Origin of the sequence: Burkholderia latens (assembly GCF_902499045.1) — a bacterium.
Classification (GTDB): Bacteria; Pseudomonadota; Gammaproteobacteria; order Burkholderiales; family Burkholderiaceae; genus Burkholderia; species Burkholderia latens.
In genome coordinates this window covers 23,216-49,285 of record NZ_CABVPL010000024.1, presented here as the reverse complement: position 1 = coordinate 49,285, position 26,070 = coordinate 23,216, and the positions used below count along the sequence as shown (strand labels likewise).

Annotated in this window: 18 protein-coding genes; 6 read left to right on the top strand and 12 right to left on the bottom strand. The window is 68.1% G+C overall.

The window, feature by feature from the left end:
• Positions 1 to 569 precede the first annotated feature (569 nt).
• Entirely contained in the window at positions 570 to 2,435 is a 1,866-nt protein-coding gene (locus tag BSE24067_RS17595; protein WP_151063474.1) for a phosphoenolpyruvate carboxykinase (GTP), read from the top strand.
• Between the two features lie 157 nt (positions 2,436 to 2,592).
• Here the strand turns inward: BSE24067_RS17595 and BSE24067_RS17590 are convergent, their stop codons facing one another.
• On the bottom strand, positions 2,593 to 4,257 hold the full coding sequence (locus tag BSE24067_RS17590; protein WP_151063475.1) for an acid phosphatase: 1,665 nt from the start codon (positions 4,255 to 4,257) through the stop codon (positions 2,593 to 2,595).
• 397 nt (positions 4,258 to 4,654) lie between these two features.
• On the opposite strand from BSE24067_RS17590, the gene ftsH reads away from it, so the two are divergent.
• On the top strand, positions 4,655 to 6,622 hold the full coding sequence (gene ftsH / locus BSE24067_RS17585) for an ATP-dependent zinc metalloprotease FtsH (protein ID WP_151063476.1): 1,968 nt from the start codon (positions 4,655 to 4,657) through the stop codon (positions 6,620 to 6,622).
• Positions 6,623 to 6,761: 139 nt separating this feature from the next.
• Positions 6,762 to 7,229 carry an OsmC family protein gene (locus BSE24067_RS17580; protein WP_151063477.1) on the top strand — a complete coding sequence of 156 codons (468 nt, stop codon included), beginning with the start codon at positions 6,762 to 6,764 and terminating at the stop codon, positions 7,227 to 7,229.
• Positions 7,230 to 7,266: 37 nt separating this feature from the next.
• Here the strand turns inward: BSE24067_RS17580 and otsA are convergent, their stop codons facing one another.
• The 4 genes from otsA to BSE24067_RS17560 form a co-directional block, all read right to left on the bottom strand.
• Positions 7,267 to 8,673, bottom strand: a complete 1,407-nt coding sequence (gene otsA, locus BSE24067_RS17575) for an alpha,alpha-trehalose-phosphate synthase (UDP-forming) (RefSeq protein ID WP_151063478.1) — start codon at positions 8,671 to 8,673, stop codon at positions 7,267 to 7,269.
• Between the two features lie 158 nt (positions 8,674 to 8,831).
• Entirely contained in the window at positions 8,832 to 9,236 is a 405-nt protein-coding gene (locus BSE24067_RS17570) for a hypothetical protein (protein ID WP_174904811.1), read from the bottom strand.
• A gap of 43 nt (positions 9,237 to 9,279) precedes the next feature.
• A complete protein-coding gene (locus tag BSE24067_RS17565) occupies positions 9,280 to 10,917 on the bottom strand; it encodes a methyl-accepting chemotaxis protein (protein ID WP_151063480.1) in 1,638 nt (545 codons plus the stop codon).
• Positions 10,918 to 11,349: 432 nt separating this feature from the next.
• A complete protein-coding gene (locus tag BSE24067_RS17560; protein WP_174904810.1) occupies positions 11,350 to 13,428 on the bottom strand; it encodes a TonB-dependent receptor in 2,079 nt (692 codons plus the stop codon).
• Between the two features lie 412 nt (positions 13,429 to 13,840).
• Between BSE24067_RS17560 and adhP the strand changes: the two genes are divergently transcribed.
• The gene (gene adhP / locus BSE24067_RS17555; RefSeq protein ID WP_151063482.1) at positions 13,841 to 14,869 is read left to right on the top strand and encodes an alcohol dehydrogenase AdhP; all 1,029 of its coding nucleotides are present in this window, start codon (positions 13,841 to 13,843) and stop codon (positions 14,867 to 14,869) included.
• 64 nt (positions 14,870 to 14,933) lie between these two features.
• Here adhP and BSE24067_RS17550 read toward each other — a convergent pair whose 3' ends face one another.
• From BSE24067_RS17550 to BSE24067_RS17540, 3 genes are all read right to left on the bottom strand, one after another.
• On the bottom strand, positions 14,934 to 16,391 hold the full coding sequence (locus tag BSE24067_RS17550) for a sialidase family protein (protein WP_151063483.1): 1,458 nt from the start codon (positions 16,389 to 16,391) through the stop codon (positions 14,934 to 14,936).
• Positions 16,392 to 16,879: 488 nt separating this feature from the next.
• The gene (locus tag BSE24067_RS17545; protein WP_151063485.1) at positions 16,880 to 17,311 is read right to left on the bottom strand and encodes a MarR family winged helix-turn-helix transcriptional regulator; all 432 of its coding nucleotides are present in this window, start codon (positions 17,309 to 17,311) and stop codon (positions 16,880 to 16,882) included.
• Positions 17,308 to 18,225: an alpha/beta hydrolase family protein gene (locus BSE24067_RS17540; protein ID WP_151063486.1), complete on the bottom strand. Its 918-nt coding sequence runs from the start codon at positions 18,223 to 18,225 to the stop codon at positions 17,308 to 17,310. The genes BSE24067_RS17545 and BSE24067_RS17540 overlap by 4 nt, the downstream gene beginning before the upstream one ends.
• A 303-nt stretch (positions 18,226 to 18,528) precedes the next feature.
• On the opposite strand from BSE24067_RS17540, the gene BSE24067_RS17535 reads away from it, so the two are divergent.
• Together BSE24067_RS17535 and BSE24067_RS17530 are read left to right on the top strand one after the other, a co-directional pair.
• The gene (locus BSE24067_RS17535) at positions 18,529 to 19,494 is read left to right on the top strand and encodes an ABC transporter substrate-binding protein (protein ID WP_151063487.1); all 966 of its coding nucleotides are present in this window, start codon (positions 18,529 to 18,531) and stop codon (positions 19,492 to 19,494) included.
• Between the two features lie 52 nt (positions 19,495 to 19,546).
• Complete coding sequence (locus BSE24067_RS17530; RefSeq protein WP_151063488.1) at positions 19,547 to 20,641, top strand: LLM class flavin-dependent oxidoreductase; 1,095 nt, start codon at positions 19,547 to 19,549, stop codon at positions 20,639 to 20,641.
• 167 nt (positions 20,642 to 20,808) lie between these two features.
• Here the strand turns inward: BSE24067_RS17530 and BSE24067_RS17525 are convergent, their stop codons facing one another.
• Genes BSE24067_RS17525 through BSE24067_RS17510 form a run of 4 tightly spaced genes read right to left on the bottom strand, consistent with a single transcriptional unit; the run spans position 20,809 to position 26,037 of the window.
• Positions 20,809 to 21,741, bottom strand: a complete 933-nt coding sequence (locus BSE24067_RS17525) for an ABC transporter substrate-binding protein (protein WP_151063489.1) — start codon at positions 21,739 to 21,741, stop codon at positions 20,809 to 20,811.
• 34 nt (positions 21,742 to 21,775) lie between these two features.
• The gene (locus BSE24067_RS32805) at positions 21,776 to 23,563 is read right to left on the bottom strand and encodes an amino acid ABC transporter permease/ATP-binding protein (RefSeq protein ID WP_151063490.1); all 1,788 of its coding nucleotides are present in this window, start codon (positions 23,561 to 23,563) and stop codon (positions 21,776 to 21,778) included.
• A 58-nt stretch (positions 23,564 to 23,621) separates the two neighbouring features.
• The gene (locus BSE24067_RS17515; RefSeq protein ID WP_151063491.1) at positions 23,622 to 24,980 is read right to left on the bottom strand and encodes an LLM class flavin-dependent oxidoreductase; all 1,359 of its coding nucleotides are present in this window, start codon (positions 24,978 to 24,980) and stop codon (positions 23,622 to 23,624) included.
• Positions 24,981 to 24,987: 7 nt separating this feature from the next.
• Positions 24,988 to 26,037, bottom strand: a complete 1,050-nt coding sequence (locus BSE24067_RS17510; protein WP_151063492.1) for an LLM class flavin-dependent oxidoreductase — start codon at positions 26,035 to 26,037, stop codon at positions 24,988 to 24,990.
• Positions 26,038 to 26,070: the final 33 nt, after the last annotated feature.

Below are 26,070 nucleotides of genomic sequence, written 5' to 3'. Positions count from 1 at the left end.
CGTCCGACCAGCGGCACGGCGCCAACCCGTTCATCGCGGGTTGGCGTTTTTTCATTCGAGCCGCGGTTTCGCAGATGTTTGTGTACGCAACCTAATTCAGGGTTTGCCTGAGTAGCGAAAACGCCAATTCGCGCCGCGCGCGTTCGCGTGTGTCGCATGCATACGTATGACGCCAATTTTTCCGCCCGCGCGAAACCCTTGCCGCACGGCCGTTTCAGTCGATTCGTCCCCGAAGCCGGCGCGTCGGCGCAGTAAAAAGAACCGGCCTGCAACGCGCGTGCCGGCGCGTCGTCACAATTGTTTCTTGTTGCAACGCAACGCCCGCCCGATAACGGCGATGGTATGCTGGCCGGCATGGAGTTGTACGGCAGGTTGCTTGCATGGCGAAACTCGCGTTCGCACGCTCATACGAGACATCACATTCTCTCGCCCGCATCGCGGCATCGACACGCGTTCCGCTCGCGCGTCCCGCCTTGCGCGTCGCTTCAACCTGCACTCCGACCGCATTTCCCATCTCGCGGGCGCGCCCCGCATCCCCCATCCCCGCCCAATAATCTGGAGACATTTCCATGTCGCAAATCCCTTTGGCCGAAGCGACGCACGGCCCGCTGATCGCTCCCCCGGCATTCGTCAAACATCGCAAGCTGATCGACTGGGTGTCGCGCATCGCGGCGCTCACCGAGCCTGAACGCGTCGTCTGGTGCGACGGCTCGCAGGAAGAATACGACGCGCTGTGCCAGGCGATGGTCGATCAGGGCACGCTGATTCGCCTGAACCCGGCGAAGCGTCCGAACTCGTATCTCGCGCAGTCCGATCCGTCCGACGTCGCGCGCGTCGAAGATCGCACGTTCATCTGTACCGAATCGCCCGACGACGTCGGCCCGACCAACAACTGGATCGCGCCGGACGAAATGCGCGAGACGCTGAACGGCCTGTTCCGCGGCTCGATGCGCGGCCGCACGCTGTACGTCGTGCCGTTTTCGATGGGCCCGCTCGGTTCGCCGATTGCGCACGTCGGCGTCGAGCTGTCCGACAGCCCGTACGTGGCCGTGAACATGCGGATCATGACGCGCATGGGCCGCGACGTGTACGACGTGCTCGGCGAGGACGGCGATTTCGTGCCATGCGTGCACAGCGTCGGCCATCCGCGCGAACCGGGCCAGCAGGACGTGCGATGGCCGTGCAATCCGGTGAAATACATCGTGCACTTTCCCGACACGCGTGAAATCTGGAGCTTCGGCTCGGGCTACGGCGGCAACGCGCTGCTCGGCAAGAAGTGCTTCGCACTGCGCATCGCGTCGACGATGGGCCGCGACCAGGGCTGGCTGGCCGAACACATGCTGATCCTCGGCGTGACGTCGCCGGCAGGCAAGAAGTATCACGTTGCGGCGGCGTTCCCGTCCGCTTGCGGCAAGACCAATTTCGCGATGCTGATTCCGCCGCGGGGCTTCGACGGCTGGAAAGTCACGACGATCGGCGACGACATCGCATGGCTGAAGCCGGGCCGCGACGGGCGTCTGTACGCGATCAATCCGGAAGCGGGCTTCTTCGGCGTCGCGCCGGGCACCGGCGTGAAGACCAATCCGAATGCGATCTCGACGCTGAAGGAAAACGTGATCTTCACGAACGTCGCGCTGACGGAAGACGGCGACGTGTGGTGGGAAGGCCTGACCGACACGGCGCCCGCGAAGCTGACCGACTGGCAGGGCAACCCGTGGACGCCCGAAATCGGCAAGGAGACCGGCCGCAAGGCCGCGCATCCGAACTCGCGCTTCACCGCGCCGGCGTCGCAATGCCCGTCGATCGACGCGGACTGGGAGAACCCGGCCGGCGTGCCGATCGACGCGTTCATCTTCGGCGGCCGCCGCTCGACGACGGTGCCGCTCGTGACCGAAGCGCGCGATTGGGTCGAAGGCGTGTACATGGCCGCGACGATGGGATCGGAGACGACCGCCGCCGCCGTCGGCCAGCAGGGCATCGTGCGCCGCGACCCGTTCGCGATGCTGCCGTTCTGCGGCTACAACGTCAGCGACTATTTCGCGCACTGGCTGAAGCTCGGCAAGCAGCTCGAAGCCGCGGGCGCGAAGCTGCCGAAGATCTATTGCGTGAACTGGTTCCGCAAGGACGCGAACGGCGAGTTCGTATGGCCTGGCTTCGGCGAGAACATGCGCGTGCTGAAGTGGATGCTCGATCGCCTCGAAGGCAACGGCGGCGGCGGTGAACATGCGTTCGGCGTGTCGCCCGCGTATGACGATCTGCACTGGGAAGGGCTCGACTTCACGCGCGAGCAGTTCGACGCGGTCACGTCGATGAACGCCGACGAATGGCGCGAGGAGCTGACGCTGCATGCGGCGCTGTTCGACACGCTGAAGCTGCGTCTGCCGACGGAGCTGACCGATACGATGAAGAAGATCGAACAGCGCATCGGCGCGTGACGGGCGGGATCGGCATCACGACTTGAAAGCGGTACGGGCGTCCCGCCCCGGCTTCGATGGCCGTGGCGGGACGTTGTCGTTTCTGCTGCGCGCAGGGCAACCGCGTTGCACCGGCGCGCCGTCGTACCGATGGACGTCGGCCGTCTCCGGTCGTGCGTCAGCCGAGGTCGAGCGCGTTCGTCAGGTCGCCCGGCGGCGTCGCGCCGCGCGACGCGAACGCCTTGTCGCGCGCGGCGACGCCGTCGAGCGGCGCGAGCCCGTGCACGCGGCTGATGAAGCGCAGGATCGAGTTCGTGTCGTACATCGTGTGATCGACGTAGCCCTTCTTCGCGAACGGCGAGATCACGAGCGCCGGAATCCGCGAGCCCGGGCCCCAGCGATCGCCGGCCGGCGGCGCGACGTGATCCCACCAGCCGCCGTTCTCGTCGTGCGTCATCACGATCACGGTATTCGCCCACTGCGGGCCGCGCCGGATCCGTTCGATCACGTGCGCGATGTGGCGGTCGCCCGACTCGACGTCCGCGTAGCCCGCGTGCATGTTCAGGTTGCCCTGCGGCTTGTAGAACGCGACGGCCGGCAGGCGGCCCGCGTCGATGTCCGCGATGAAGTGATTGGTCGACGGATCGTCGCCGAGGCCGGCGTCGCGCAGGTGCCTGCGGCGCGCTTCGGTGCCCGGCGCGTAGTTCGCGAAGTAGTTGAACGGCTGATGGTGGTACTGGAAGTCCGGCACCATGCCCGTGTCCCGATGCTCGAGCGCGTATTGCCACGCACCGCTGTACCACGCCCAGTCGATGTTCTTCTCCGACAAACGATCGCCGATCGTCGCATGGCCTTGCGGCGGAATCACGCGATGGTCGGACGGATCCGCATACGCGGCGTTGCCGGGATCGGGCGGCGGCACGTAGCTCGGCTGGTACGGCGGCGCCATCGTGTTGACGCCGTAGCCGTCGGGCGTGAGCGGCCCGTCGACCGCGAACTTCGGCGGGCCGTCGAGCGCGGACGCCGGCGAATCGGCCGCGAGTGTCAGCCGCGTGCCGGCCGGGTCGTCGCCGTCGACCTTCGACAGCAGCTTCGCCGCGTGCGGATGCTTGTGCGCGTCCGGATAGATCGGCGGCTGCGCGGAAATCAGGAACATGTGGTTCAGCCACGAACCGCCGAAGGCCGCCATGAAGAAGTTGTCGCACAGCGTGTACTGCCGCGCGAGATTCCACAGTCGCAGCGTGTCGGCCGAATTGCGGTAGTGGCCCATCACGAGGCCGCCCGAATCGGCCCACGCGGCGAACTGGTTGTTGCGGCCTCCCGCGATCTGCATCTGGTTCTGGTAGAAGCGATGCCACAGATCGCGCGTGATCACGCCGTTCGGCAGCGGCTTGCCCTGCGCATCGGCGATCCGGAACGGCGCGTTCGGCAGCTTGTCGATGTCGCGCTCCGCGATCGCGTAGCGCTTGCCGTCCACTTCCTGCGCCTGCGGCACGAGCCCGCCCCAGATCTTCGGCAGCACCGGCAGCGGCGTCTTGCCGTCGCGATCGAGCTGCTGCGCATGCTCGGGCCGCACGTCGCTCAGTGGATACCGGACGCCCGGGAAGTCGCCGTACAGGTTCGCGAAGCTGCGGTTCTCCGCGTAGATCACGACGATGTGGCGCACCTGCCGCCGCAGCGCTTCGTCGAGCCGCAGGTCGGCCGCCGAGCGCGGCGCGCCGCCCGGCGTGGTCTCGCAGCCGCCCAGCGCGACGCCCGCGCCAAGCGCGGCGAGGCCGCCGAGCATGCGGCGGCGGTCGGGATCGGCGGGCAGGTCGTCGGGGCGATCGGGGGTGTCGTTCACGTCGTGTGCTCCTCGAATGGGCGGTTGTCGTTCGATGCGCGGCGGCGTCGCCCTGCTGCCTGCCGCGGCGCGGGACGGGATGCGGCAACCGGCAACGTGGGCGAGGCGCTGCCCGGCGCGACGCCGGTTGTCACAAAAGTGTCATGCACGCGACTATAACGCGGCCGACGGCGCCGGTGAAAGCCGTTCGTCGGACGATGCGCGGCGCGCACGCGCGAACTAGACTGAAAGCGAGGGCGGCGCGTTGCGGCGCGCGGTCCGTGCGCATAGCGCCCGCGGCGCTTCGCGATGTCATTCATGCGACGAAACGCGTCGGCGCAAATGCGCGCCGTGTGCGCGCGGCTGCCGGCGCCGCGCGCCGCACGCAGTGCGTGTATGGCCGGCCCGATGTCATGTCATGGACAGGAAATTCGACTACGCAGGATTGCTGATCGCCGCAGGCTTCTTCGTGCTGTTCGCCGCGCAGTTGATGATGCTGCGCCCGGCGTCGACGCTGATCGCGTACAGCGACTTCCACCGGCTCGTCGCCGCGCGGCTCGTCGACGATCTGGAGATCGGCTCGACCGCGATCACCGGCACGTTGAAGATGCCGCAGGCGGGCGCGATGCTGCCGGCGTCCGAAGTCGCGGCCGTGAAGCAGGACGGCACGCCGTCGCGCTTCGCGACCAACCGCGTGACGGATCCGCAGCTGATCGACTCGCTGACCGCCGCAGGGATCCGTTTTCACGGGACGTCCGACACCGGCTGGATCACGTCGCTCGCGTCGTGGCTGGTGCCGCTCGTCGCGTTCGTGTTCGTCTGGAACCTGATGGTGCGCCGGCGCGGCGGGCTGCAGGACTTCACCGGGATGGGCAAGAGCCGCGCACGCGTGTACGTGCAGCAGGAAACCGGCATCACGTTCGACGACATCGCCGGCATCGACGAAGCGAAGGCCGAACTGCAGCAGCTCGTCGCGTTCCTGCGCAATCCAGATCGCTACCAGCGGCTCGGCGGCAAGATTCCGAAGGGCGTGCTCGTCGTCGGTGCACCGGGCACCGGCAAGACGCTGCTCGCGCGCGCGGTGGCCGGTGAAGCGGCCGTGCCGTTCTTCTCGATCAGCGGCTCGGCGTTCGTCGAAATGTTCGTCGGCGTCGGCGCGGCGCGCGTGCGCGATCTGTTCGAGCAGGCGCAGCAGAAGGCGCCGTGCATCGTGTTCGTCGACGAGCTCGATGCGCTCGGCAAGGTGCGCGGCGTCGGCCCGATGTCGGGCAACGACGAGCGCGAGCAGACGCTCAACCAGTTGCTCGTCGAGATGGACGGCTTCCAGGCCGGCTCCGGCGTGATCATCATGGCCGCGACGAACCGGCCGGAAATCCTCGATCCGGCGCTGCTGCGTCCGGGCCGCTTCGACCGTCACATCGCGATCGACCGGCCCGACGTGAACGGCCGCCGCCAGATCCTCGGCGTGCACGTGAAGCGCGTGAAGCTCGCGGCCGACGTCGATCTCGGCGAACTCGCGTCGCGCACGCCGGGCTTCGTCGGCGCGGATCTCGCGAACGTCGTCAACGAGGCCGCGCTGCACGCGGCCGAACTCGGCAAGCCGGCGATCGGGATGGACGACTTCGACGAGGCGATCGATCGCGCGCTGACGGGCCTCGAACGCAAGAGCCGCGTGATGAACGCGCAGGAGAAGCTGACGATCGCGTATCACGAAGCCGGCCATGCGCTCGTTGCGGAAAGCCGCGCGCACTGCGATCCGGTGAAGAAGGTGTCGATCATTCCGCGCGGCGTCGCGGCGCTCGGCTACACGCAGCAGGTGCCGACCGAGGATCGCTACGTGCTGCGCCGCAGCGAACTGCTCGACCGGATCGACGCGCTGCTCGGCGGACGCGTCGCGGAAGAACTCGTGTTCGGCGACGTGTCGACGGGCGCGCAGAACGACCTCGAACGCGCGACCGCGATGGCGCGCCACATGGTCATGCAGTACGGGATGAGCGAAAAGATCGGTCTCGTGAGCTTCGACGACGGCGAAGCGCGCACCGGCATGCCGGGCGCGTGGCATGCGGGCGAGGGCCGCTGCAGCGAGCATACCGCGCGGATGATCGACGACGAAGTGCGCACGCTGCTCGCCGACGCGCATGCGCGCGTCGCCGCGACGCTCGGCGAACGCCGCGACGTGCTCGAGCGGATCGCGCGACGGCTGCTCGCATGCGAGGTGCTCGAACGCGAGGCGTTGCAGGCGTTGATCGACGGGCTTGCCGACGCGGGCGCTAAGCGTCCGTCGGGCGATCGCGGACCTTACACGACTGCGGATGCGCCGGAGCAGGCGTCGGCGGTCGAGCGCGATTTCGTCGCATACGGGCCGCCGCGCGAACCGGAGCGCTGAAGCGCGTCTCTCGCGCGCAGCCGGCAGCGGCCGCGATCCTGAAGTCGATCGCGTTGCACGCGCCCGCACTGCGCATCATGTTCGCCGGCGCGGCGTCGCGTCGGCTTTCTTTTCCTCTTTTGCCAGTCACGGAGTCGCCATGAGCGAGGCGCACGTATCGGTCGATGTCGCGCAGCATGCGCGTTTCAGTTTCGAAGTCACGTTCGCCGGCACCGATCTTTCGCCGGTGCTCACCGACGAACCGCCGCCGCTCGGCGCCGGCCGCGGCCCGAATCCGGTGCGGCTGCTGGCCGCGTCGGTCGCGAGCTGCCTCGCGGCGAGCCTGTTGTTCGCGCTGGAAAAACAGCGCGTCGATCCGCAGCCGGTGGCCGCGCATATCGACGTCGACATGGTGCAGAACGACGCGGGGAGGGTGCGTGTCGGCGCGATGGCCGTGGCGCTGTCGGTCGGCAAGGCGTGGGCCGATCTCGCGGCCGCGACGCGCCTGCTCGACCGGTTCGACGCCTATTGCGTGGTGACGGAGAGCATGCGCGAAGGCATACCGATCTCGGTGACGGTGCAGGACGTGAACGGCGCGGTGCTCGACCGCGAGACGACCGGCGTGTGAGTGTGCGCGACGCGCGAGGTACGCGCGATACGCGACGTCAGGACGCCGTCGCGGCGGCGACTTCGGCCGCTTCCGCGAGTGCGTCGAGAAAGCGCCCGCGCCACCAGTGCACGTCGGTCTTGCGCACGATCGCCATCAACGCGTCGTGCCGGCGTCGGCGTTCCTCGAGCGACATCGACAGCGCGCGCTGGATCGCCTGCGCGGTGCCTTGCGTGTCGTACGGATTCACGAGCAGCGCGGGCTTCAACTGCTCGGCCGCACCGGCGAAGCGCGACAGCACGAGCACGCCCGGATCGGCTTCATCCTGCGCGGCGAGAAATTCCTTCGCGACCAGGTTCATCCCGTCGCGCAGCGGCGTGACGAGCGCGACGCGGCTTGCGCGATAGAGGCCGGGCAAGCGCTTGCGTGCGACGGTGCGGTGAATGTAGCGCATCGGCATCCATTCGAGTTCGCCATAGTCGCCGTTGATCGCGCCGCACAGGCTGTCCATCTCGCGTCGCAGATCGTCGTATGCGCCGAGATCCTCGCGGCTCGGCGCGGCGATCTGGATCAGCGTCGCGCGGTCGCGGTTCTCCGGATACTGTTCGAGCAACTCGCGAAATGCATGGACGCGCTGCGGCAGCCCCTTCGTGTAGTCGAGCCGGTCGACACCGACGAGCAACTGGCGGCGCGAATACTCGTCGCGCATCCGCTCGAACATGTCGATGCCGTCGCGATTCTCCGCGAGCGCCGCGAACTCGTCGACATTGATGCCGATCGGGAATGCACCGGCCGACAACGTGCGGCCGAACGCGCGCAGACGGCCGTCGGGCAAACGCGCGGCGCCCGCTTCGGCTTCGACGTAGTGCTCGAAGTGCAGCAGGTCCGATTCGGTCTGAAAGCCGACGAGGTCGTACGCGAACAGCGAGCGCATCAGCCACTCGTGCTCCGGGATCGCGGCCATGATCGGCGGCGGCGGCATCGGAATGTGCAGGAAGAAGCCGATCGGATTCGTGCAGCCCGTCGCGCGCAGCTCGGCCGCGAGCGGAATCAGCTGGTAGTCGTGGACCCAGATCGTATCGTCGGGGCGCAGCAGCGTGCTCAGCTTGCGCGCGAACAGCTGGTTCACGCGCCGGTAGCCGTCCGCGAAGCGCCGGTCGAACTGCGCGAGATCGAGCCGGTAGTGGAACACCGGCCACAGCACGTTGTTCGAGTAGCCGAGGTAATACGCGTCGTAATCCTGCGGATCGAGATCGATCGTCGCGAGCTGGATGCCGCCGACGTTCTGGATCTGCACGTCATCGCCGTGCGGGGGACGCTCGCCGTCGCCGCGCAGCCTGCCGCTCCATCCGAACCAGACGCCGCCTGTTTCCTGCAGGCTGTCTTTCACGGCCACGGCGAGCCCGCCGGCGGCGGCTTTACGGGGATCTGCAATGCGATTGGATACGACGACGAGACGGCTCACCAGCTCTCCTGCGAATGGTTGGGGAAGGTTCGTGCGGCCGAGGCGCGAGGCGGACGCCGCCATCGACGCGTGGCGCGATGGGGCCGCAATACGATCGGACGGGAATCAGGGGCACGCGATTCGCCGTTCGAACGTGGAGTGCTTTTTAAGCATACTCGTCATTCGGACGATTTAAAAGTGCGAGGCCGCGGTTGAAACGCGCGTGAATGCGGCGCAATGCGGCGAATGCCTTGTATCACCGGAGCGGGACCGAAATTTGCGCACACGCGAAACTGGCGCGCTGCGGCGGGAAATCTGCGGCTGAAGAGTGGTAATTGCGCGCGCGGCACGATCGAGCGGGTAGTCATGCGCGCGTGTGCCATCGATCGCATCTTGTCGGTGATACGGAAGGGATCGACCTGTTCGCGCGCGGCGGCGCATGCGAACAGGCTGTCAGTTGCGCGTGCGTCAGCGTATTGCCGTTTCTCGACGTTCGGCGTCAGCGTTGAATTCAGCTTCGCGTCAACGCAAGCACATTTCGCTGGTCGAAGCAGGGCGAAGCCGACGATGCGCGCGCGGGCCACCGTCGCGCGGGCCGCGCATCGCTGGTCGACTTGCGCGACCGCATTACACGGCAGCAGGCTGCCAGCGCGACGCGGTGTCCGCCGCATGCGCACGCGTGTGCGCGTCGCCCGCGTCGCCGCCGGCCGGCATCCTGAATGCGGACACCGTTTGCGACAACTCGCGGCCTTGCGCGTCCAGCGATTTCGACGCGGCCGCCGCCTGTTCGACGAGCGCCGCGTTTTGCTGCGTCGTCTCGTCCATCTGCGTGATCGTCAGGTTCACCTGATCGATGCCGCGGCTCTGTTCGGCCGATGCGGCCGCGATCTCGCCCATGATGTCGGTGACGCGCGCGACGGCCTGCGTCACGTCCGTCATCGTCTTGCCGGCTTCGCCAGCGAGCGCGGAGCCGTCGCGGATCGTCTGCACCGACGCGGAGATCAGCTCCTTGATTTCCTTCGCGGCAGTCGACGAACGTTGCGCGAGGCTGCGCACCTCGCTCGCGACGACCGCGAATCCGCGGCCCTGTTCGCCCGCGCGTGCCGCTTCGACGGCCGCGTTCAGCGCGAGGATGTTGGTCTGGAACGCGATACCTTCGATGATCCCGGTGATGTCCGCGATCTTCGACGAGCTGTGGCCGATTTCCGTCATCGTGTCGACGACGCGGCCGACTACCGAGCTGCCGCGCAGCGCGACGTCCGACGCATTCGCGGCGAGCATGCTCGCCTGCTGCGCGTTCTCCGCGTTCAGCCGCACCGTCGACGTGAATTCCTCCATCGTCGCGGCCGTTTCCTGCAGCGACGCCGCCTGTTCTTCGGTGCGCTGGCTCAGGTCGAGATTGCCCGACGCGATCTCGCCGACCGCGTGCGCGATGCTGTTCGACGAATCGCGCACGCGGCCGACGATGTCGATCAGCCGCGTGTTCATCGTGCGCAGCGCGTCGAGCAGGTCGCGTGTCTCGTCGTTGCCGGTCACGCGGATGCGGCTGCCGAGATCGCCGTTGGCCACCGTGCGCGCGACGTCGACCGCCGCGATGATGGGCATCGTGATCTTGCGCGTGAGCCACAGGCCGCCGCCCGCTGCAACCGCGAGCGCGATCAGGCAGATGGCGGACAGCAGGTTGCGCTCGGTCGTGTAGCGATCGGCGAACGCCTGCGCGATCGCGAGCTCGCGCTCGTGCGTATAGGTTGCGTACGCATCGGTTGCGCGAACCAGTTGCGCGAGCAACGGTCTGCAACGGTTGTCGATATCGGCGATCGCCGCGTCCTTCTTGCCGGCCTGGACCTGCCCGACGATGTCGAGCGCGACCGGCCCGTAGCTCGCTTCGACGCGCACGATCTCGGCAACCAGTTCGCGCGCGCGGTCGGTCGTGTCGGTCGCGTTCGCCATCATCGACTTCAGTTTCGCGAGATGATCCTGTACATCCTTGTGGGCCTGCTGGACGTCGGCCAGCTCGGCCTGGATGTCGGACGGCGCGTTCACGAGCACGAGGTTGCGCGCGGCGATCGCGCGCCGGTCGACCGCCGTGCGGATCTGCGCGGACAGGTCTGCCCGCGCATTCAGGCCGTTCATGTAGCGGGAAAACTCGTCGTTGGTGTCGGACAGCGCTTTCAGCGCCATGGCCGACACGATCACGACCACTGCGGCGAGCAGACCGAAGCCGCCAAGCAATTTTGTCTTGATGGTGATTCTGGCGATTTTCACGATGTGCCTCTGTGCGAGCGTGGTTGGCGATGGGAATTTCTGCTTCGGCCCGATACGGGCTCGTGCCGGTATTAACGGGCATTCAGAATGCTTTCTTTACCCTTCGAAAACCCTGACATCGATTTATTTTTCGCTGTAACCCATGCGGGGCGGGCCTGGTTGATCTATATCAGAAATGCAGAATCATCCATGGCGAGACGTGTTCAGATGCGGATCAAATGGCCGGTCTAATTGGATTTAAAGCGAACGCTCTAATTCCCGGTATTGGACGTTTGCGATTTGCTGGTGAATACCGGAATTCGCGTGCGAAACAGAGGGTGGGAACCGGTGCGCAAGCGGAGTGAGCGGCGTCTGCGAAGCAAAGCCGGCACCGGGCGGTGCCGGTACCGGTGCCGGATGGTCCCGCGGCGAATGCCGCGGGCGGCGGGGCGGTCAGAACGTCGTGCGCAGGCCGGCCATCACGCTTCGACCGCCTTGCGGCGCAAAGCCGCGCACGACCGAGGTGGCATACCGGATCTCCTGGTTCGTCAGGTTGTCGCCGCGCAGGTACGCGAGCCAGTGCGTCGCGCCGACGCGGAACTTGTACGTGAGCAACAGGCCGAGCGACGTATAGCCGTCGGTCGGGACGTCGTTGTCGGGCACGCGGTGTTGCGACCACGCGTGCGTGACCTGTGCGCGCGCACCGAACGGACCATACCCGTAGTCCGCCGCGAGCGTCGCGCGCAGCGGTGCGATGCGCGGCAGCGGCTGGCCGGTGTCGACGTTGCGCGCATGCGTGTAGTCGGCGGTCAACTCCAGATCGACCGTATGACCGCGCTGCGAGAACGCGCGCCATTTGCCGTCGAGCTCGACGCCGTAGAACTCGGCGCGTACGCCGCGATAGACGGCTTCCGCGAGCGTATCGCCGGTGCCCGGCGCGACCGGCTCGCCATCGGCGTTCACGACGCGGCCGGTGTTGTACTCGGTCAGATAGTTCGAGAAGCGGTTGTAGAACACGCCGACGCTGCCGCGGTTCGGGCCGCTCGCATAGCGCAGCGACAGGTCGGTCGACACGGCCTTTTCCTTCGACGCGTTCGGGTTGCCGATCAGGAACTGGCCGGTCGCGTCGTGCGGGCCGTTCGAGTACAGCTCGTAGAAGGTCGGCGCGCGCTCCGTATACGCGACGTTCGCCGCGACCGACCAGACGGGCGTGAGCGAGAACAGCGCGCCGGCCGATACGCTGCCGGCATTGAAGTCGCGCGGCTGCGCGAGCGCGAATTTCTCGACGCCGGCCGGGTCGGGGTCGACCTTGACGTGCTCGAGGCGCCCGCCGACGCTCAGCTTCAGCGCCGGGTCGACCTGCCATTCCTCGAGCCCGAACAGTGCGACGCTGTTCGTGCGCGTGGACGGCACGAGCATTTCGTCGCCTAGCGCGGAGAATGTGTTCTGTCCGAACTGCACGCCGATCGCGCCTTCGAACGGGCCGATCTTGCGATGCCGCGCCTCGATGCGCGCCTCGTAGCCGCGGTTGCGAAAGGTGGTGGCCGTCTCGCCGTTGTCGACTTCCTTGTGGCGATAGTCGGTGTACGCGAAGTCGAACTTCAGCTTCGTGAACGGGCCGCTGAGGTTGCGCACCTCGGACGCGAACGCGAGGCGTTCCTGGCGCATCCGCAGACGCACGTCGTCCTCGGCGACGGAACCGTAGTTCGATTCGTAGCCGCTGTACGACAGGCCCGCGAAGCCGTCGGCCCACGTGTACGACGCGCCGACTGCGCCGCCATGCACGCGGCCGTCGCTGTTCGGCACGCTGCCGACCGGTTGCGGCGTGTCGGGATCGTCGGCCGCGCGTTGCGCGCTGCTGCGCGCATAGCCCGGAATGCGCAGCTTGCTCGTTTCGCGGTCGAATGCATCGACGTGGAACGCGAAGCGGCCATTGCCGCCTTCGACCTGCGCGGCGCCCGCGCGCGTCGCGTTCGCGCCGCCGTAGCGCGCGTCGAGCGCGCCGGTCACGCCTTCGATCGCGTCGCGCGGAATCCGGTTGTCGATCGTGTTGACGACGCCGCCCACCGCGTTGCCGCCGTACAGCAGCGCGGCCGGGCCGCGCACGATCTCGACGCGCTCGATCGACAGCGGGTCCTCCGGCACCGCGTGGTCGTACGACAGCGACGACGCGTCGTACGCGGCGACACCGTTCTGCAGCAGCCGGATCCGGTCGCCGTCCATCCCGCGGATGATCGGACGGCCGACCATCGGCCCGTACGTGGTGGTCGACACGCCGGGCAGGCCGTTGAGCGTCTCGCCGAGCGAATCCGCCTGGCGGCGCGTGAGCGCGTCGCCGGACAGTTGCGCGGTCGGCGCGATCAGCTCGGTGTCGCCGAGCGGGTTCGCGGTCACGAAGATCGGCGCGAGCGGCGTGCCCTGCGCGGAAGCCGCAATGGCCGGCGTGTCGGCCTGCGCTTGCGCGACGGCGGCGCACAGCATCAACGAAACGGGGGACAGCGGGCGAAGCGGTAGACGAGGGAGGTCGCGCATGGTCGGTGAATCGGTTGGAATGGGATTGAAAAACGAGCCACGCGGCCTGCCGTCTCGGATACGATATATTGTTGCATCAGACGGGCGCACTGACCGATAAAAATAGGGCTCGGCGTCGCCAGCCATCCGGACGGAACGAGATCGGACGATGGCTGCGGCGGCAAGATGATATGTTATATCATCGCAAATTCCAAGCGAAACGGCGATGTGCGCGGGGTTGCGGACCACCGGCCGAAACGGCGACGGCAGTGGCGGCGGCCCGTCAAACCGGCGCGGGGACCGTCGGCCCGCGCGCGATGTCTCGAGATCGGGTGGCTGCGGTCGCGCCCGCTTCCTGCGCGTTGATGCGTATCAACGCGTTCCGGCTTCAAGCCCGGATACTTGGCGGTCATCGACCAGACAGGAGCGACCCATGACACAAACCATGAAAGCGGCCGTGGTGCACGCGTTCGGCGAACCGTTGCGCATCGACGAAGTGCCGGTCCCGACGCCGGGCCCTGGTCAGATCCTCGTCAACATCAGGGCGTCGGGCGTCTGCCACACGGACCTGCATGCGGCCGACGGCGACTGGCCCGTGAAGCCGGCGCTGCCGTTCATTCCCGGGCACGAAGGCGTGGGAGTCGTCGCGGCGGTCGGGGCGGGCGTCACGCACGTGCGCGAAGGCGACCGGGTGGGCGTGCCCTGGCTTTACACCGCATGCGGTCACTGCGAGTACTGTCACACCGGCTGGGAGACCCTTTGCCATGCGCAGCAGAACACCGGCTATTCGGTCAACGGCAGCTATGCCGAATACGTGCTGGCCGATCCCGACTATGTCGGCCATCTGCCGGCGCAGGTCGCGTTCGACGAGATCGCGCCGATCCTGTGCGCGGGCGTGACGGTCTACAAGGGGATCCGCGTCACCGATACGCGTCCGGGCCAGTGGCTCGCGATTTCAGGCATCGGCGGGCTGGGCCACGTGGCCGTGCAATACGCGCGCGCGATGGGGCTGCACGTCGCCGCGATCGACGTGTCCGCCGCGAAGCTGGCACTCGCGCGCGAGCTCGGCGCGCAGCTGACGATCGATGCGTCGGCCGACGATCCGGCGAAGGTGATCCAGAAGGAGATCGGCGGCGCGCATGGCGTGCTGGTCACGGCCGTGTCGCGCAGCGCGTTCGCGCAGGCGCTCGGGATGGTGCGGCGCGGCGGCACGGTCGCACTCAACGGCTTGCCGCCCGGCGATTTCCCGCTGCCGATCTTCTCGACGGTGCTGAACGGCATCACGGTGCGCGGCTCGATCGTCGGCACGCGGCGGGATCTGCAGGAATCGCTCGATTTCGCGGCGGACGGGCTGGTGCGCGCGCACGTTCATCGCGACCGGCTCGGCAACATCAACGACGTCTTCGCGCGGCTGCGCGACGGGAACGTCGACGGGCGCGTCGTGCTGACCGACATGCACTGACACGCATGCGGGTACGCTGCCGCGGCGCGACGAACGTCGCGGCAGCGCCGCACTCACACGCGCATCACGGCGCGAAGAACACGTCGGTGCGGTTCGTCAGGTTGCCCGCGTTGGTCTGGACGAACAGCGGATGGAACGACGACGACGGCAACACGTCGAGCCCCTGGTAATCGCCGATGAAGTATCCCTCCGCATTCGGCGCGAGCTTCATGTCGAACGGGCCGCCGACGCGCCGCTCGTCGGCGAACGTGGCGCCCGCGTCGTGCGAGATCTTGCGCCAGAACCCGGTCGGCAGCGTCGTCGTGTTGCCGGGCTGCAGGTCGCGGAAGTCGTAGTGCGTGACCATCACCGCGCCCGCATTGTCCACGCGCACCGATGGATTGAATGCCGGGCGACCGGTGGGCGTGTTGACCTGCAGCGGCGCGCTCCACGTCGCGCCGCCGTCCTTCGACGTCGACAACGCGATCTCGTCGTAGTGGCCGCCGTTGAAGCGGCTGTCCTGCCACACGACGTAGAGCTGCCCCGACGCGGGATCGATCGCCGGCTCCGGAATGATGTCGCCGGTGCGTACCGGTTCGCCGGTGTTCGGGTCCGTCACGCCGACCGTCTGCAACCCGGCGATCACCTGCGGCTTCGTCCACGTCGCGCCGTCGTCGGTCGACTTGATGAACGCGACCTTGCCGGCCGCCTTGTTGAACGGCGGCTGGATCAGGTTGAAGAAGTTGTAGAGCGTGCCCGTCTTCGGATCGACGACGATCTGGTTGCCGATCGTCTGCTGACGCGACGGCACGTTGACGATGATCTTCGGCGCGCTCCACGTCTTGCCGCCGTCGACCGTCTTCGAGAAGAACGTCGGCCCGCGATAGGCTGCCGTGTGCAGGTTCGCGTACGGATTGCCGTTCGGCAGCTCGAGACGGTCCCACACCGCATACGCGGTGCCGGCTTTCACCGGGTTCGCCGTCACCGATTCCTTGTCGTTGAAGAACTGCGTCGTCGGCTCGTCGTTCGCGATCAGCACGGCCGGGCTGCTCCACGTCTGGCCGCCGTCGGTCGACACCGACGCCGCAACCGCGTTGCCGTTGTTCGACTGGTTGAACGAGATCGACACCGAATACGCGGTGCCGTCGGGCCCGAACGACACCCACGGATCCGACGCGCGCTCGTACTTGAGCCCGCCGGGCGCGCATGCGCTGAACGGCTGCGGCGTGCGCGCCCAGGTCGCGCCGCCGTCGAACGTGTAGCCGGCGACGAGCCCGTGCGCGCCGCCGTTCGACCAGCGGTCCTGCTGCCACACGGCGATCATGTTGGTCGGGTTCGCCGGGTTGACCGACAGCCACGGTTCGACCTCGGCGTTCACGTAGTTCGTGCCGGGGCCGCCGATGGTGCACGCGGCGAACGGGCTTGGGCCGGAGACGGCAACGGGTTCGGCATGCGCCGCGGCGGCGGCGGCGGCCATCGCCATCGCGGCGGACAGGCGGGTGAGGCGAATGACAAGCGAGTGAGACACGATCGTGCGTCGCATGGACTGCTCCTCGGTGACGTGCGGTGGCGATGGCGCGGCATGGCCGCGCAACACGACCCGCCGCGCGGCAACGGTGCCGTGCAATGCGTCGATCGTGTCGTTCAGGAGGCCGCGTCGGCCATCGCAATCCGCGTGTGCTGGATGCCGCCAGCACTTCGGTCAAGACTCCTATTCGATTTCACTGCTTGCCGGGCGAGCATCGCGCTGTGGACCCGACGGAAGACCTGTCCGTGCATACGACGAATGCGTCGAAGTGGATTGCAATGTAGGCGATCCGTATGCGGCGCGGGAGGCAATTTTTTGTAACAGAGCGTAGCAGGCAAGCGTTGCCGACATTGCGTATCGGCGACGCAAAATTTGCCGCGGGGAAGCGGGCGAAAAGAAAGCGGAAAGACGAATCGGAATCGCTATCGCTCACGCGCAATCACGTGCGATCGCGCGGGATTCGATGCGCGAACGTGCGAGCATCATGCGGCGCGTGACGCCGTTCAGCGATCCGCCGGAAACCGGTCCTGCAACGCGTGCAGCCAGCGCGCGACGACGTCGAGTTCGGCGTCGGAAAAACCGTCGCACAGCTTGCCGTTCAACTCGCGCAACACGACGCGCGCACGCTTGAGCGCCGCATGGCCTGCGTCGGTCAGGAACAGGCGCGTCGCGCGCCCGTCGTCCGAATCGGCGTGCCGCGTGAGCAGGCCGGCTTTCGCCATCCGGTCGGCGAGCCCCGTCATCGCGGACGGCGCCAGTTGCAGCGCCGCGCCGACTTCGCCGATCAGCGCGCCGTCCTGCTTCGCGAGACAGAACAGCACGCCCGCCTGCGCGGCGCTGGCGCGCGCATCGGTCTCGGCCTTGCGGTCGACCCAGCGCTGCACGCGCCGCTGGCCGATGTTCAACAGGAAAAACAGTCGTCGGTCTTCGCTCAAGCTCGGTTCCCTGCTGCAATGGAAAGAGGCGGGCGGCCCGCATCGCGGGGCGCTTCGAGCGCCTGCGCGAGCCAGTCGGCGACGCCGGGCCACAGCACGCTGCCGGGCCGGCTGCGGAAGAAGCCCATGTGCCCGACCGGCCCGCTGCCTGCCGCGTAAGGATCGATCTGGCGGCGCTCGACGGCCGCCCGGGTCAGGTAGCTTACCAGCAGGTCGATCGCGCGCGGGTTCGCCCACGGATCGTCGTCGAAGCCGAGCGCGAGGATCGGCAAGCGCTGCTTCGCGAAGCGTTCGGCCGCACCCAGCGTCGGATCGTCGAAGAAGTAGCGCGGCAGCGTGGTCCAGCGGCTCCATTCGCGGAATACGCCGGCCGGCAGATCCTCGCCGAGGCCGAGCCGCTTGCCGGGCACGTAGCCGAACAGCGCGGCCGCGAGCGGGCCGATCACGCGCAGGATCAGCCGCACCTTCAGCCGCTCCGCCGCGCGGGAAATCAGCCGCGTGCTGCCCGCGTGCGCGGCCACCATCACGGCCGCGCGCAGGTGCGCGGTGCCGGCCGACAACCCGATCGCGTGGCCGCCGACGCTGTGGCCGACGGCCAGCAGCGGCAGCCCTCGATGGGCGTGCCGCGCCCATGCGATCGCGGCGCCGACGTCGAGTTCGACCCAGTCGCGCATGCGCGCTTTCAGCTTGCTCAGCCGCGCCGGCCGTGACGCGCCGATCCCGCGATAGTTGTAAGTCAGCGCCGCGAAGCCGCGCTCGGTCAGGAAGCCAGCGAAGCCGGAATACAGCCGCTCGGGCACAGCGGTGGCCGGATGGATCAGCACCAGCGCGCGGGGCGGCGCGGCGGGCGACCACAGCGTGCCGCGCAGCGTATAGCCGTCGGCGGCGGAAAACTCGATCGGTTCTGACGTCATGGCCGCCCTCGTTCCGGATGGTTGTTTCGTATGCGAAATATAGTCGCGGATTTATTTCGCGCACGAAATATCTGTCGAGGAAACCTTCGAACGGCCATCCGGCAAGCGGGGCAGGCAGCGCGCGGGCGGTGGTATCACTCCATAAAATGTTTGCATCTTTGCATAGAAGAATAATGCGTTTGTCTGATCGAACGGTTCGACGTATCGTCACCGGTTCCAACCCGTCCGCCGGGCGTCGCGCCGGGCGGACCAAAGGGCGGTCGCGCGTCATGCGGCAGCCCGCCAACCTCCGGGGAGATCACGTTGTTGAGCCGAATCGTCACGGCGCTGCTGCTCGCGCTCGCCGCGCAGCCGGGCATCGCGAAAGACACCGTCACGCTGCGTGTCGGTGAACAGAACTACTTCAACATCCAGGCGTCGATGGAGGCGTCCGGCGTGCTGAAGGACCTGCCTTACACGATCGAGTGGAAGCACTTCCAGGCCGCCGCGCCCGTCGCCGAAAGCCTCAACGGCAATGCGATCGACGTCGGCTTCCTCGGCGATTCCGCGCTGCTCACGCTGGCCGCCCGCGGCGCGCCGGTGAAGGTCGTCGCGGTATCGAGGCAAAGCCTCGACGGCGTCGCGATCCTCGTGCCGAAGAACTCGCCGGTGCGCAGCGTCGCCGACTTGCAGGGCAAGACCATCGCGGTGTGGCGCGGCGCATGGAGCCAGCAGCTCGTGCTGCGCGCGCTCGAACACGCGGGCCTGCGTGCGGATTCCGTCAAGTACGCGTACCTGATGCCGATCGACGCGACCAACGCGCTCGCGAACGGCTCGGTCGACGCGGTGTCGCTGTGGGAGCCGTTCGTCAGCACGCTCGCGCTGCGGCAGGGTGCGCGCCCGGTGACGACCGCGCAGGGGCTGATGCCGGCCCTCAGCTTCGTCGCCGCGAATGACGAGGCGGCGTCGGGCAAGCGCGCCGAGATCACCGATTTCCTGCGGCGCGTGGTGGTGGCGCGCCAGTGGGTCGACAGCCATCCACGCGAGTACGCGGACCTGTGGGCGAAACGCGCGAAGCTCGAGCCGGACGTCGCATACCGCTGGCTGAACAACGCGCATCAGCGCGTCGGCCCGGTCGACGACACGGCCGCGAAAGATGCGCAGAACACGGCCGATTTCCTGCACAAGTCCGGCGTGATCCCGGCCGCGTACGACACGGCGAAGCTGCTCGACCGTTCGTATGCGGGCGCGTTCGCGGCGCCCGCGCAGAAGACGGCCGCCGCGCAGTGACCGCGCGGCCGCGCCTGCGCGTTCCATTCGACACCCAGAAGGACATCCCGACATGCCAGTCGACATCATCGGCATGATCACCGCGACACCCGGCGCGGAGGTCGACGTCCCGGGCGGCGCGGCCGTCCAGCCCGACTACGTGCGCCGCTTCGCGCAAGCGCACGAAGCGGCCGGCTTCGACCAGATCCTGGTCGGCCATTTCAGCAACGCGGCGGACGGCTTCGTCGTCGCGTCGTTCGCGGCTGCGGCCACCGAACGCATTCGTATCCTGCTCGCGCATCGGCCGGGCGTGATCGTGCCGTCGGCCGCCGCGCGGCAGATATCGACGCTCGACGTGTTCAGCGGCGGCCGGCTCGCGCTGAACGTGGTGTCGGGCGGCGACGATACCGACTTGCAGCGCGACGGCGATTTCGTGCCGCATGACGCGCGCTATCGCCGCACCGCCGAATATCTCGACGTGCTGAAACGCATCTGGCTCGCCGACGCGCCGGTCGATCACGACGGCGAGTTCTATCGTCTGCGTGGCGCGTCGCCGGTGGTCAAAGGCGCACAGCGGCCGCACGTGCCGATCTATTTCGGCGGCTCGTCGCCGGCTGCGCTGGCCGTGGCCGGGCAGCATGCGGACGTCTACATGACGTGGGGCGAGCCGCTCGCATCGGTGCGCGAGCAGATCGCGCGCGTGCGGGCCGCCGCCGCGCCGTTCGGGCGCGCGCCGCGCATCAGCGTGTCGTTCCGGCCGATCGTCGCGGAAACCGAAGCCGCCGCGTGGGAAAAGGCCGGGGCGATCCGCGAGCGCGTGCGTGCGGCACGGCTCGCGAACGGTCAGCCTGTCGCCGGTCATGCGCCGCAGAATGCGGGCTCGCAGCGGTTGATGGCGGCCGCCGCGCAGGGCGACGTGCTCGACGAGCGGCTGTGGATGGGCGTTGCAAAGCTCACCGGCGCGCGGTGGAATTCGACCGCGCTCGTCGGCACGCCTGCACAGGTTGCGCGCGCGCTCGGCGCGTATTACCGGCTCGGCGTGTCGACGTTCCTGATTCGCGGGTTCGATCCGCTGGATGACGCGTCGACCTATGGGCGCGAGCTGATTCCGGCGATTCACGCGCATGTCGCGGAACTCGATCGGGAGCGTGCGACCGTGACGGCGTAGTACGGATCGCGTAATCCGCGTCGTCGCCGGCATCGATGCGGGTTTCGCCGGCATCGGCTCGAGCGGCCAACGCCAGCGTGCAGGCTGGTCAGCCGATTCGCCCCGGTATGTCCTTCAATGCATGCCGGGGCGATTTCAATTTCATTCGGTATGCCAACGCTTCAGCGTCAGAACGACGGCAACCCCGGCGGATTCGTCTCCGCGCGCGCGACCGCTTCGCTCTGCAATCCCCAACGCGCGAGCGCCTGCCCATAGCGACCATTGGCGATCAGCGCGTTCGTCGCGAGCGTCAGCGCCGGCGCGAGCCCGCTGCCGCGACGCGTCGCGATCGCGACGTCCGCATTCGCCGGCCACCCCGCATTGACGACGCCGACCCGCCGGATCTTGCCGTCGCGCGCAGCCTCGTACGCAAGCGACGCATTCGGATTGAGCTCGGCATCGGCGCGGCCCGACAGCAGCGCGACGCGCGCGGCCGCATCGTCGTCGAAATACAGCAGTTCGGCGGCCTTGAGCCCCTGCGCGACATTGCGCCGGCTCCATTCGAGCAGGATGCGCTCCTGGCTCGTGCCGGCGCCGGTAATGATCCGCAGCCCCGCGACGTCCTTCGGTTCGGCGATCTTCGCGATCGGGCTCGCGGTGCGCACGTAGAAGCCGTGCAGCCCGAGCCGGTAGGTCGTGAAGTCGTATTTCTCCTTGCGCTTTTCGGTCACGCCGACGTTCGAAATCACCGCGTCGTACTTGCCGGACGTGAGGCCGAGCGGCCAGTCGGCCCACGCGATCGGCAGCAGCACCAGCGTGCGGCCCAATGCATCGGCGACGAGCTGCGCGTAGTCAGGGTCCGCGCCGACCACGGTCCGCGCATCGGTCGCGTAGGTCGACACCGGCGGCGCGTGCGGCGAGATCGCGACCGTGAACGCGCCGTCGCGCACCCAGCGGTAATGGCTTGCCGCGCGAATCGCGGCGTCGTCGCGCGTGGCGCGGATGCGGCCGGCCTGGCGCGGATCGAGATCCGCCGCCGCGAACGCGGCATCGGCTGCGTGCCATCGCACGCCTGCCGCGGCCGCAAGCGCGGCGGTGATGAACTGGCGTCGGTCGATCATCGTCCGTTACCTCGCAGATGGCGGGCGGCGCGCATCACAGCACCCGCGACAGGAATGCGCGCGTGCGCGGATGGGCCGGCGCGTCGAGCACGACCGCTGGTGGCCCCGATTCGACGATGCGGCCGCGCTCCATGAACAGCACGTTGTCGGCGACCTCACGCGCGAAGCCGATCTCGTGCGTGACGATCACGAGCGTGGTGCCCGAGCGCGCGAGCTCCTTGATCACGTCGAGCACTTCGTTCACCAGTTCGGGATCGAGCGCGGACGTCGGTTCGTCGAATAGCAGCACCTTCGGCCGCAGCGCGAGTGCGCGCGCGATCGCGACACGCTGCTGCTGGCCGCCGGACAACTGGCGCGGATACGCATCGGCCTTGTCGGCGAGGCCGACGCGCGCTAGCAACGTACGCGCGGTGCGCTCGGCGGCGGCGCGTGTGACGCCCGCGACCGCAATCGGCGCCTCGATCAGGTTCTCGAGCACCGTCAGATGCGGAAACAGGTTGAAGTTCTGGAACACCATGCCGACCGCCGTGCGCCGCTTCAAAACGTCGCGCTCCTTCAGTTCGTGCAGCACGTCGCCGTCGCGGCGATAGCCGATCAGTTCGCCGTCGATGTCGATGAAGCCGTCGTCGACGCGCTCCAGATGGTTGATCGTGCGCAGCAACGTCGACTTGCCCGAGCCGGACGGTCCGACGATCACCGTCACGCTGCCGCGCGGCGCGACGAACGACACGTTGTCGAGCACGCGCTGCATGCCGAACTGCTTCGACACGTTGTGTACGGCGACTTCGCCGCCGGTGCGCGACGCCTGCGTGGCCGCGGTTGCGTCATCGGCGGTTGCGGCGGCCGTCGTTGCGTTGCGCGCCGACGCGCGCCGCCGCAGCGCGCTCACGCGCGCCAGCACGAACGTCAGTGCAGACGGCGGCGGGTTGCGCAGCGCGCCGCGTGCGTAGTGGCGCTCGATCTGCACCTGGATCGCGGACAGCACCGTCAGGATGATCAGATACCACACAGTGGCGACCATCAGCAGCGGAATCACTTCGAGATTGCGCCGATAGATCACCTGCACCGTATAGAACAGCTCCGGCATCGCGAGCACGTACACCATCGACGTGCCTTTCGCGAGCGTGATCAGGTCATTGAACGCGGTCGGCAGGATCGCGCGCATCGCCTGAGGCAGCACGATTCGCGTGGTCTGTCGGCCGCGCGGCAGCCCGAGCGCGGCGGCGGCTTCGAGCTGCCCTTGGTCGACCGCGAGTATGCCGCCGCGAATCACTTCCGCCGAAAATGCCGCGTGGTTCAGCGTGAGGCCAAGCACGGCCGCGAGGAACGGGCTGATCAGGTCGGTGGTCGGTGTGTCGAACCAGACGATGTCGGTAAACGGCACGCCGAGCCGCACGTGTTCGTACAAATAGCCGAGGTTGTTCAGGATCAGCAGCAGCACGATCAGCGGAATCGAGCGGAACAGCCACACGAACGTCCATGCGCTTGCCGCGAGCAGCCGCGAGCGCGACAGCCGCGCCAGCGCGACGAACGCGCCCAGCGCGAAGCCGAACACGGCGCCGAGCAGCGTCAGCAGCAGCGTGCGCGCGAGCCCCGACAGCACCGGCGGCGACACGAACCATTCGGCGAACACCGGCCAGCCCCATTGCGGGTTGCCGAGAATCGAATGCAGTGCGAGCGCGATCAACGCGAGCGCCAGCACCGTGCCGGCCGTGCGCGAGCGGTGGCGCGCCGGCACGATCCGCAGGCGCGTGCCGGCGTCGCGGACGCTGGACGAAGAGAGCGGCGGCAGTGCGCCGCCGAGATGGGTCGTGTCGCTCATGTCGGTGAAGTCCTCGGTCGGGTCGGTCGGTCGCGCCGCGCGTCGGCGCGCGTCGGCGTCACGCGTGCGCTTCGGCCGCGTCGTCCTGTGGTTGTGCGGCGTCCGGCGCCGCATACCGGCTCGCCTTGCGCGGCAGGCCGAGATGGTCGCGCAGCGTGCTGCCCGGCAGCTCGCGGCTGTAACGGCCGCGCGCCTCGAGCACCGGAATCACGAGTTCGATGAAGTCGTCGACACCCTGCGCCTGCACCGGGAAGCCGAGGATGAAGCCGTCGCCGGCGCCGGCGTCGTGCCAGCGAATCAGCTCGTCGGCGACGTGCTCGGCCGTGCCGATGAAGTTCGGGCGCGGCGTCGCGACGGCGAGTGCCGTCTCGCGCAGCGTGAGGTTCTTGCGTTTCGCGTCGGCCTTGATCCGGTCGGTGGTCGAGCGGAAGCTGTTGCGGCCGATGTCGCCGAGCTCGGGGAACGGCGCATCGAGCGCGTATTGCGTGAAATCGTGGTGATCGAAATAGCGGCCGAGATACGCGAGCGCTTCATCGATCGTCAGCAGATCACGGATCGCCTGGTACTTGTCTTCCGCTTCGGCGGCCGTGCGCCCGACGATCGGCCCGATGCCCGGAAAGATCTTCACGTCGCCGGGTTGCCGGCCGTGCTCGACCGCGCTTTGCTTCACGCGCCGCGTGAACGCGGCCGTTTCGTCGAGCGACGGCGAATGCGTGAAGACCGCGTCCGCATACTTGCCCGCGAGCGCGATGCCGGTGTCCGACGACCCGGCCTGGAAGATCACCGGCTGCCCCTGCGGCGAGCGCTGGATGTTCAGCGGGCCGGCCACGTTGAAGAAGCGGCCGTGATGGTCGAGCGTGTGCAGCTTGTCGCGGTCGAAGAAGCGGCCGCTCGCGCGATCGCGCACGAATGCGTCGTCGTCCCAGCTGTCCCACAACCCCTGCACGACGTCGAGGTACTCGTCGGCGATCTCGTAGCGCAGTTCGTGATCGGGATGCGTCTTGCCGAAATTCTTCGCGGTGCCTTCGAGCGGCGTCGTCACGACGTTCCAGCCAGCGCGGCCGCCGCTGATCGTGTCGAGCGACGCGAGCTGGCGCGCGACCGTGAACGGCTCGCTGTACGACGTCGAGATCGTGCCCGCGAGGCCGATCTTCTTCGTCGCGACCGCGAGTGCCGACAGCACGGTCAGCGGCTCGAAGCGGTTCAGGAAGTGCGGAATCGACTTCTCGTTGATGTAGAGGCCGTCCGCGACGAACGCGAACGCGATGCCGGCGGCTTCCGCCTTGCGCGCGACGCCGATCGCAAAGTCGAGGTTGATGCTGGCATCCGGCGGGTTGCTCGGATGCCGCCATGCGTTCATGTGGCTGCCTGCGCCTTGCAGCATCAGGCCGAAGAGAATCGATCGTCGGGTCGTCATGGGCGCGTCACGCGTTCTGGTCGGGGGAGAGGGAGCGGCCGGCCGCGAAGGCCGTCTGCAACGAAGTGGTGGACAGCGCGCCGCCGAGCCACTCGGCCGACGCGAGCCGCGCCGCGTAGTCGGTCACCGGCGAATCGATCACGAACGCATCGACGTCGAGCCGCCGGCTCAGCGCGTCGAGCGCGCGGTGGATGCGCTCGGGCGTATCCGCGAGCACGGTCGGGCGCAGCTCGTCGATCCGGTAGTCCGACGCGCCGCTTTGCCGCGCGAACTCGGCCGCGGCCTGCGCGCTCGCCAGGTTGAAGCTCGGGCCGCCGGCCAATTGCAGCTTGAAGATCTTCAGCGGGCCGCTCAGCTGCTCGGCTTTGTCGCGCGTCGGTGCGGCGATCGCATACAGCGCGACGAGCGGCCGCGTGCCGCCCGCGTCGCGGTAGGCGGCGAGCGAGCGTTCGAGGTTGGCGTCATCGCCATTGAAGTGGCCGGCGTAGCAGAAGCGCCAGCCGTGGCGCGCGGCGAGGGCGCCGCTGTCCGGTGAGCCGCCGAGCAGGATGCGTTCGGGCGCGTGCGGCGGCACCGGCATCGCGACCGCGCCGGCGAGCGGATGATCTTCGGCGACGCCCCAGCCGAGGAACGCGTCGAGTTCGGCGAGCTGGCCGGCGAAATCGGGCTTCCTCGCCTTGTCGTGAAACCACTGCAGCGCGCGCGTGGTCAGCGGCAGCCCGCCCGGCGCCTTGCCGACGCCGAGATCGACGCGGCCCGGCGCGAGCGCGCCGAGCAGCTTGAACGTCTCGGCAACCTTGAATGGGCTGTAGTGCTGCAGCATCACGCCGCCCGAGCCGATGCGAATGCGCGACGTATGCGCGAGCAGGTGCGCGACGACGATCTCCGGCGCGGAGCTCGCGAAGCCTGGCGCGCCGTGATGCTCGGCGACCCAGAAGCGCTCGTAGCCGAGCTGTTCGGCGCGCCGCGCGAGCGTCGTCGTGAAGCGCAGCGCGTCGGCGGCGGTCGCGCCGTCGGCGATCGGGCTCTTGTCCAGCAATGACAGCGAATAAGACATGGTGGTCGGCGCTCCTCTGCGCAACGCGTGAAC